This is a genomic window from Aeromonas sp. QDB56 (assembly GCF_027705505.1).
Classification (GTDB): domain Bacteria; phylum Pseudomonadota; class Gammaproteobacteria; order Enterobacterales; family Aeromonadaceae; genus Aeromonas; species Aeromonas caviae.
In genome coordinates this window covers 58,780-67,209 of record NZ_JAPDBZ010000006.1, presented here as the reverse complement: position 1 = coordinate 67,209, position 8,430 = coordinate 58,780, and the positions used below count along the sequence as shown (strand labels likewise).

Annotated in this window: 5 protein-coding genes and 2 pseudogenes; 3 read left to right on the top strand and 4 right to left on the bottom strand. The window is 65.0% G+C overall.

Annotated features, from left to right (window positions below; translation table 11 throughout):
* Positions 1–131: 131 nt before the first annotated feature.
* Both OKB81_RS02025 and OKB81_RS02020 read right to left on the bottom strand, forming a co-directional pair.
* Entirely contained in the window at positions 132–722 is a 591-nt protein-coding gene (locus OKB81_RS02025; RefSeq protein ID WP_010672906.1) for a LysE family translocator, read from the bottom strand.
* A 102-nt stretch (positions 723–824) separates the two neighbouring features.
* Positions 825–1,421: a LysE family translocator gene (locus OKB81_RS02020; RefSeq protein WP_039039402.1), complete on the bottom strand. Its 597-nt coding sequence runs from the start codon at positions 1,419–1,421 to the stop codon at positions 825–827.
* 116 nt (positions 1,422–1,537) lie between these two features.
* Between OKB81_RS02020 and OKB81_RS02015 the strand changes: the two genes are divergently transcribed.
* From OKB81_RS02015 to OKB81_RS02005, 3 genes and pseudogenes are all read left to right on the top strand, one after another.
* Positions 1,538–2,911 carry an aminotransferase-like domain-containing protein gene (locus tag OKB81_RS02015; RefSeq protein WP_048206924.1) on the top strand — a complete coding sequence of 458 codons (1,374 nt, stop codon included), beginning with the start codon at positions 1,538–1,540 and terminating at the stop codon, positions 2,909–2,911.
* 29 nt (positions 2,912–2,940) lie between these two features.
* Positions 2,941–3,395 (top strand): annotated as a pseudogene (locus OKB81_RS02010) (hypothetical protein).
* 142 nt (positions 3,396–3,537) lie between these two features.
* Positions 3,538–5,174, top strand: a pseudogene (locus tag OKB81_RS02005) (hypothetical protein).
* A gap of 36 nt (positions 5,175–5,210) precedes the next feature.
* Here the strand turns inward: OKB81_RS02005 and OKB81_RS02000 are convergent.
* Positions 5,211–6,524, bottom strand: coding sequence for a sodium-dependent transporter (locus OKB81_RS02000; protein ID WP_041211033.1), 1,314 nt, complete (start codon positions 6,522–6,524; stop codon positions 5,211–5,213).
* 412 nt (positions 6,525–6,936) lie between these two features.
* The gene (locus tag OKB81_RS01995) at positions 6,937–8,250 is read right to left on the bottom strand and encodes a sodium-dependent transporter (protein ID WP_160836574.1); all 1,314 of its coding nucleotides are present in this window, start codon (positions 8,248–8,250) and stop codon (positions 6,937–6,939) included.
* Positions 8,251–8,430 lie beyond the last annotated feature (180 nt).

The window sequence follows — 8,430 nt, the reverse complement described above, 5'->3', positions numbered from 1 at the left end:
GGCATATGGATTTAGGGACTCAGAATACTTTTTTCTGAAAATCAAGGCGGCCTTCCCCGGAAAGCCGCGATGAACCATAAAAAAGGCCCCGAAGGGCCAACAAGACAGCCGGTAAAGGCTCAGGCCGAGGCCTAAACCCAGATCATCAGCACGCAGGCCGCCGTGGCGAGCCCCATGCCCAGATTGAAACGACGCCAGCCGGTGGCGGTGCGGATGAGGCGGCGCACCTGGGCACCGAACAGCACCCAGAAGGCACCGGTATAGAGGCCGGTCACGAAGAAAATGCCGAGCACCCAGCCCGCGGACGGCCAGTAAGCCTCCCCCGCCAGGGTGAAGCCGCTGATGGCGGAGAGCGCCATCATCCAGGCCTTGGGGTTGAGCAGTTGCAGCATGGCCCCCTGATGGGCCGGGATGAGCGGCCGGTTCCCCTCCGCCGGGCCACTGGCGTTGGCCACCTTCCAGGCCAGCCAGAGCAGGTAGGCCGACCCCACCAGCTTGAGGCCGTCGTGCAGCAGGGGCAGACGCTCGAACACCACCCCGAGCCCCAGGGCCGTGGCCAGGATCATCAGGTTGATGCCCCCCACCACCCCCACCAGCAGAGGCACGGAGCGGCGAAACCCCTGGGCGGCCCCGGCACTGGTGAGCAGCATGTTGTTGGGGCCCGGCGTGCCACAGGTGATAAGGGCAAAGCCCGCCAGGGGGAGCAACCAGTTCAGATCCATCTCAACCTCGTTCAGATACGGCAAGCCTCCTAATATGCAGAGCCGACGCCCTGACGACAAGGTCAGCAATGCATTTTCTTTGCATGAATAATCAAGGTGCTGTTAATACCAGAGCATCACCACGCACAGGGCGGTCAAGGCACCCAGGCTGCCGTTGAGACGACGCCACCCCTTGTCCGAGTTGATCCAGCGGCTGAGCTGATGGCCAAACATCACCCAGGCGAAGCAGACCGGGAACCCCGCCATGGGGAAGACACTCATGATGCCCCACATGCTCGGCCAGTAGTCGCTCCCCGGCAGGCTGAACAGACTGATGGCCGAGATCCCCATCATCCACGCCTTGGGATTGAGGAACTGGAAGCCCAGCCCTTCAAGCAGGGTCAAGGGGCGGGCACGGCTGGCGGGATCTCCGGGGGCGCCTGCCACCGCGATGCGCCACGCCAGCCACAGCAGGTAAAGGCTGCCCAGCACCTGCAGGCTCAGCTTGAGCAGGGGCCAGCGCTCGAACAGCGGATAGAAGCCGAGCGCCAGCACCAGTTGCAGCACAGGCTGGCCCACCGCCACCCCGATGAGATGGGGCAGGGTGCGACGCACGCCGAAGTTGGCGCCGGACGCCGTCAACATCAGGTTGTTCGGCCCTGGCGTGCCGCAGGTGAGCAGGGCGAAGCCAAACAGGGTGGCATACCATTCGATGGTCATGGGGAGACTCCTTTCTCGCCACATTGTACCGATACAATGTGTGCTTGTTAGTTGTGTAAAGACTGATAATCACGCTATATTGCGGACAATCTTGGATCAATGGATTTATTGTCACCATGACAATCTGGACGCCCGACCTCACCCCTTTCGAGGGGCCCCTCTACCTCAAACTGGTCAAGGCCATCGAGCAGGCCATCTCCACCGGCATCCTCTCACCCGAGACCCGGCTGCCGACCCACAGGGCCCTGGCAGACAAGCTGGGGGTCACCGTGGGCACCGTCACCCGCGCCTACACCGAGGCGGAGCGACGGGGCCTGCTGGCGGCCCGGGTCGGGCACGGCACCTGGGTCAGGGGAGCGGCGGATCCCGCCAACGAATGGGTGATCCGCAATGAAGACAGCCAGCGCATCGAGCTGTGGCAGAACCTCCCGGTCCAGCTGGACAGGGGCGCCATCATCAGGCCCCTGCTCACCGAGCTGGCGCAGGGGGATCTCAACGGCCTGCTTGGCTATGACAAGGAGGCGGGACGCCCCGCACAGCGCCAGCTGTTTGTCGACTGGCTCGCCGAGCAGGGCATCACGGCGAGCGAAGATCGCCTGCTGTTCAGCCATGGTGCCCAGCACGGCATCATGCTGGCCCTGCTGGCCACCGGCTGCGTGGGAGAGACCCTGTTTTGCGAGGGACTGAGCTACCCCGGCATGCTGGGCAATGCACGCCAGCTCAAGAATCAGGTGGTGGGACTGGCGATGGATGAGGAGGGACTGCTGCCAGAGGCGCTGGATGCCGCGTGCCGTACCCGCCGGGCCAAGCTGCTCTACCTCACCCCCACCCTGCAAAACCCCACCACGGCCACCATGAGCCTGGCGCGACGCGACGCCATCGTCGCCATCGCCCGTCGCCACGATCTGCTGATCGTCGAGGATGACGTCAACGGCCTGCTGCCCGAAAGTGCGCTCCCTCCCCTGGTCAACCTGGCACCGGAGCGGGTCATCTACCTCGGCAGTCTCGCCAAGATAGCCTGCGGCGGCCTGCGGGTCGGCTTCGTGTTGTCCCCTCCCGCCCTTCGTAACGGCTTCGCCCAGGCGATGCGGCTGTCGAGCTGGATGGTGAGTCCGCTGCTCATCGAGCTGGCCTGCAAGCTGGTGAGCCAGCGCCAGATCATGCCGCTCATCGAACACCAGCGAAAAATCCTGGCGCGCCGGGGTGAGCTCCTGCGCCACCTGTTGCCGGGAGCACGCTGGCAGCCGGGGTCTATGCACGCCTGGCTGCCGCTGCCCGAGCCCTGGCGCAGCCAGGAGTTTGCGGAGGCCGCCAACGCCCTTGACGTGGGGGTCGCCAGCGGAGAACACTTCGCCGCCGGCCAGTTTGCCGCCCCGCAGGGAGTACGCCTCAGCCTGAGTCAGCCCGCCACCGACGCCCGCGTCGCCGAAGGGCTGGAGCGCCTCGCCGGGCTGCTGAGGGGCACGCCGCCCACCAATCCCCTGCTATAGTCATTGACCCTGGCACCCGAGGAACCTTCATGTCTGCCGTCCGTCCCGCCCTGCTGATCGCGACCCTGCTGCTGGGAGGCTGCGCCTCCCCGGCCCATCAACAGCTTGGCGCCGCCCTGAGCGGGCTGGAGGGGGAGCTGACGCGGCTGGAGGAGGAGTTAGCAGCCATGAACGGCCTTCACTATCAAAAAGCCATCGACGCCCCGGTGGCGCTGCGCCGCTATCTCAAGGCCCCCGCACCGACGTGGTGCCCGTGCAGAGCTGGCTGCAAGATGGCCCTCTGCTGCGCTACGACTACCGGCTGCCCGCCGGGATGACACAGCTGCCCACCGACAACCCCTGCCTGCGCTACGAGTTCGAGCTGCGCCGCCTCGGGCGCTTGGGCCAGCTCGAGCTCGCCTGGCAGGGAGAGTCGGGAGCCGGGGAGCTGCGTGTCCCCCAGCGGGACTGCCCCTTCTCGGCCAGGGGGCCCGGCCTTCAGTGATGCTTTCTTTGCCCTGCCCAAGGCTGGCACTGAGCCATTCCTGACCCAGGTGGGGTATTGACCCCCTCTGGCTCTCGCGGGAGAGTGGAGGCTAACTTTGAATCCAACCTCTCCACCCCCGACCGGCGAAGGAGCGTCAAAGATGCAGATCCTCCTCATCGAAGACGATGCCATGATGGGCTCGACCCTCACCCAGGGACTGAGTGATCTGGGGCTGCCCCCCACCGAGCTGTTCCACTGCAAAGAGATTGCAAGCCTGCCCGCCCTGCTGTGCCAGCACGCCTTTGATGCCATTCTTTGCCGCCAGTATCACCACCAGGCCCACGAGGGAGTCAGGCTGCTGCATGAAGCACACCACCTGGGCCTGCTCGCGCCCGGCTGCGTGCTCCTGCTGCTGGAGCAGGACGAGGACACCGGCCAGTTCCCCCCTCCGACCTCTATTTCGCCCTGCGTCTGGCCGTGCCCTTCACCACGGAGCAGTTGGCGCACAGCCTGCAAGCGCTGCTGGCACTGACCACGGTGACCCGCCCCCTGGCCACCCCCATGGCGCTCAGGGAGTGGCGCAGCGCCTGCGCCCAGTGCGAGGATCTGCTTTACCGGCACGCCAGCCACAAGGGGCTGGAAGCACAGATGGACAGGGTAAAGGGCTACATGCTGCTGCAAGCCGGGGAACGGGTGCAGGCCGCCCAGCACTACGCCATCTGCACCACGGAGCACGATGCCTGGTGGCCACGCCAGGGACTGAACCAGGCTCTGCTCGGGCTGAACCGGGTGGAGAGCGCCCACAAGGATCTGGCCCGCAACCGGGAGCGACTGCCCCCCGTCATCCATCAGGCGCTGGTTCTCGCCTGCCAACTGCACGAGGCGCAGTGGGATCCGGCCTGGGAAACCTTGTCAGGCTTGCTGCAACGCTGCCCCTGGCAGCCGCAGTGGCGCCAGCTAGCCATCTTGCTGGCCTTGCTGCGAAGGGATGAAGGTCAGGTGCTGGCGCAGGCCACCGATTTCATCCTGCGCTACTTCCCCAAACAGACGTTTCGCCACTCTGTCGAACGCTGCCTGCTGGATGCGACCCTGGCGGTGCTCTGGCATCCACCGGGAGAGGCCAGAGTTCATGGGCTGCAGCAAGCGCTGGAGGAGCTCGGTCAGCAGGCCGTGACCCTGCGTGCCCACGAGGAGGGGCTGCTGCGCGCCCTGATGCTGGGTATGGATTATCGATTCGATGACGCCTTGATGCTGCTGGCCAAGCACCCGCCGGAGGCGGCGCGGGACAATCACCTCAACCAGTTGCTCGGGGTGGCCGTCAGCCAGTTCTGCGGGCTTCCCCACCATGCCCAGCGTTATCTGGCCCAGCTCGGCCAGTATCAGGGGCCGGTGGCACAGACCCCGCTGCTGCAGGGGCTCATTTTGCAGGTGGTCGACGATCTGGCGCGGCAACTGGCGCAGCGGGAGCAGCAGCTGACCCAGCTGCGCGAGGAGCGGCAACGGGCCATGACCACGGGTCAGCTCCAGCTCGCCGTGCAGAGCGCTCTGACCCTGCAGGAGCGATTCCCGGCCCAGGCGGGGGATGCCTGGCAACTGCTGGTATTGCTGACCCAGTGCTGGCCCGCCGGCATGGCGGCCCCGGCGGTGGCCCGCCTGGTGGACAGGCTGGAGCAGCGTCTCAACCACAGTGCCGCCTTCCTGGAACACCATGGGAACGCCTATCGGGAGACCCTGCAACAGGTGAGATCCCACCTGGCCCCCAAACTGCCGCCCCTCGGTCCCCATCAGGGCCTATAGCCATCCAGGGCGGTGCATGCCGCCCTGGCAGGTGCGTTACAACAAGCCCCGCACCAGGATCCCCGCGATCAGCAGGGGGGCGACCAGCCGCCAGCACCAGAGCAGCGCACCACGCATCAGCGGCGAGAGATCCGCAGGCACAATACTGTCCCCCAGCTTCCAGCCAAGCAGCAGGGTCAGCACCAGACCGAACAGGGGCATCATCAGGTTGGAGGTGAGGTAATCCAGCAGATCGAACAGGGTCTTGCCAAACAGGGTGTAGTCCGCCCAGGGCCCGAATGACAGACTGACCGGAATGCCGCAGGCCATGATGAGCAGGGTCAGGACCCGGCAGGCATTGCGGCGCGACCAGCCCCACTCCTCGGTGGTGAAGCGCACCAGGTGCTCCAGCATGGAGATGGAGGAGGAGAGCGCCGCCACCAGCAGCAGCAGGAAGAAGATCACCGCCAGCCCCTGACCGAACGGCAGGTGGTTGAACACCGCCGGCATGGTCATGAAGGTGAGGCCGGGGCCGGCGGCAGGATCGATGCCGGTGGAGGCCAGCACCGGGAAGATCATCAGCCCCGCCAGCACCGAGATGCAGCTCGCCAGGGTGACCACCCAGACCCCGGAGCGCAGCGCCCCGTCACTGCTCGGCAGGTAAGCGCCATAGGTGGTGTGTACCCCGAGACCAATGGAGAGGGAGAAGAACGCCAGCCCCAGGGCGTCGAGCACCCCCTGCCCCGTCAGGTGGGAAAAGTCGGGCATCAGGAACTGGCGTACCCCGGCCATGGCCCCCGGCATGGAGAGCCCGGTCACCACCAGGAGCAGCATCATCACGAACAGGGCCGGCATCATCCAGCGCAGCGCCCGCTCCACCCCCTGTTGCAGCCCTCCCTGCACGAACCACCAGGTGAGCCCGGCGAAGACGAGATGGGTGAGGGCCGGCCAGAGGGGATCGCTCACATAACCGGTAAAAAGTGCGGTGAGGGTGCTCGCCTCACTCAGGTTGAGCTCGCCGCCCACGGCCAGGGCCGCATAGCCCACGGTCCAGCCCCCCACCACGCTGTAGAAGCTGTAGATGAAGAAGCCACACAGGATCCCCATGTAACCCATCCAGCGCCAGTTCGGCCCCACCAGCTTGTGGAAGGCGCCGAGCACGCCGCGCTGGCTGCGGCTGCCGAGCAGGGTCTCCCCCACCAGCACCGCGACCCCCAGGGTGAAGCTGAAGAGCAGGAACACCAGCAGGAAGGCACCTCCCCCGTTGGTGGCTGTCACATAGGGAAACTTCCAGATGGCGCCAAGGCCGATCGCCGAGCCGGCGGCCGCCAGCACATGACCAATACGGGAAGACCACTGAACCTGGCTCATACAACCTCCGGGCAAGACAACATCAGTTCGATACTCCATGGCTAGACGCGGTGTGCGCCGCAACAAAAAAGGCCGCCTGAGGGCGACCTTTGCAATGAACAGTCAGACAAACGACACCTGCAAGGTCACCTCTCCAGGAAGGGGCTAAATCGGCCACAGAGAGCGATAAGGGGTGACATGGGAGGGCGACGCCTGCACGGTAAAAAGGAGCCACAGCCTAAACCATGGCAAGAGAAGTTGACAGGAAATAGTCTAAAACAGAACCAAAAACAGATTTAACCAAAATAAAATATCGAAATTTCAGATTGTTACTCTGTTTGTTTTTAATTAACAGATTTTTATAAAGAGTCAATCCTGCCACCCCACTCCCCGGCCAGCCCGGCCGGGGAGTGGCAGAGATGACCAAGCCTCCCTACACCAGGCCGCGCACCAGAATGCCGCCAATGAGCAGGGGAGCCAGCCAGCGCCAGCAGCCCATCAGCAGGGCCCGCCAGTGGGGAGGCAGCCCTTCGGGCAGCGCCTGGCGGCCGAGCCGCCAGCCCAGCAGCAGCGTCAGGGCCAGCCCGAACAGGGGCATCATCAGGTTGGAGGTGATGAAGTCCAGCAACTCGAAGATGTTCTTGCCAAACAGGGTCAGGGTGGCCCAGGGACCGAACGACAGGCTCACCGGGATGCCACCCGCCATCACCAGGGCAATGACCAGGTTGCACGCCGCGCGGCGGGACCAGCCCAGGCTCTCGCACAGGAAACACTGCAAATGCTCCAGCAGGGAGATGGAGGAGGAGAGCGCCGCCACCACCAGCAGAGAGAAGAACACCACCGCCAGCCCCTGGCCGAAGGGCAGTTGCTGGAACACCGCTGGCATGGTCATGAAGGTGAGGCCCGGGCCCGAGGCCGGGTCAATACCGGTCGCCGCCAGTACCGGGAAGATCATCAGGCCCGCTAGCACGGCGATGACGCTCGCCAGCAGCACCACCCAGAGGCTGGAGCGACCGACCCCTTCGCTGGAAGGCAGGTAGGCGCCATAGGTGGTGTGGATGCCAAGGCCGATGGAGAGGGAGAAAAAGGCCAGCCCCATGGCGTCCAGCACACCCGACATGCCGAGCTTGCTGAAATCGGGCATCAGGAAGTGGCGCACCCCGGCCATGGCGCCCGGCAGGGTGAGGCCGAAGGCCACCAGCAGCAGGATCATGATGAAGAGGGCCGGCATCATCCAGCGCAGGGTGCGCTCCACCCCTTGTTGCACACCGCCCCGCACGAACCACCAGGTCAAGCCGGCAAACAGCAGGTGGGTCAGCACCGGCCAGAGCGGATCACCGACGTAGTCGTTGAAACGGGCGGTCAGTGCCGCGCCGTCCCCCTGTTGCAGCTCCCCCGCCAGGGCCATGCCCGTGTACCCCAGGGTCCAGCCGCCCACCACGCTGTAGAAACAGAAGATGAGCAGGCTGCACAGCAAGCCCATGGCACCGACCCAGCGCCAGCGCCTGCCCATCAGTTCGCCAAAGGCGCCCACCACCCCGCGCCGGGTCAGGCTGCCGATCAGGGTCTCCCCCATCAGCACCGCCACCCCCAGGGTGAAGCTGAACAGCAGAAAGACCAGCAGGAAGGCGCCGCCACCGTTGGCGGCGGTGACATAGGGGAACTTCCAGATGGCGCCGAGACCGACCGCGGAACCTGCGGCGGCCAGGATGTAACCGAGCCGGGATGACCATTGGGACTGCTTCATAAGAACTCCACGGGAAGGGCCTGCCAGCGAGGCCCGAAATGGCGCTCAGAGTACGCCCGCGGGCGCGCAATCACTCGGCGTATATCCGATATAAAACTCAGTTTTTAGCATCATTAATCAATAAAATTCGGATAACCAACCAATCGTGCCACAAAATAAAAACCGGAGCGGGAATGCTCC

Bases quoted from the DNA above. Each gene is read 5' to 3' on its own strand.
- OKB81_RS02000 (WP_041211033.1), bottom strand. From the start codon at position 6,524: ATGAGCCAGGTTCAGTGGTCTTCCCGTATTGGTCATGTGCTGGCGGCC.
- OKB81_RS02020 (WP_039039402.1), bottom strand. From the start codon at position 1,421: ATGACCATCGAATGGTATGCCACCCTGTTTGGCTTCGCCCTGCTCACC.
- OKB81_RS02025 (WP_010672906.1), bottom strand. From the start codon at position 722: ATGGATCTGAACTGGTTGCTCCCCCTGGCGGGCTTTGCCCTTATCACC.
- OKB81_RS01995 (WP_160836574.1), bottom strand. From the start codon at position 8,250: ATGAAGCAGTCCCAATGGTCATCCCGGCTCGGTTACATCCTGGCCGCC.
- OKB81_RS02015 (WP_048206924.1), top strand. From the start codon at position 1,538: ATGACAATCTGGACGCCCGACCTCACCCCTTTCGAGGGGCCCCTCTAC.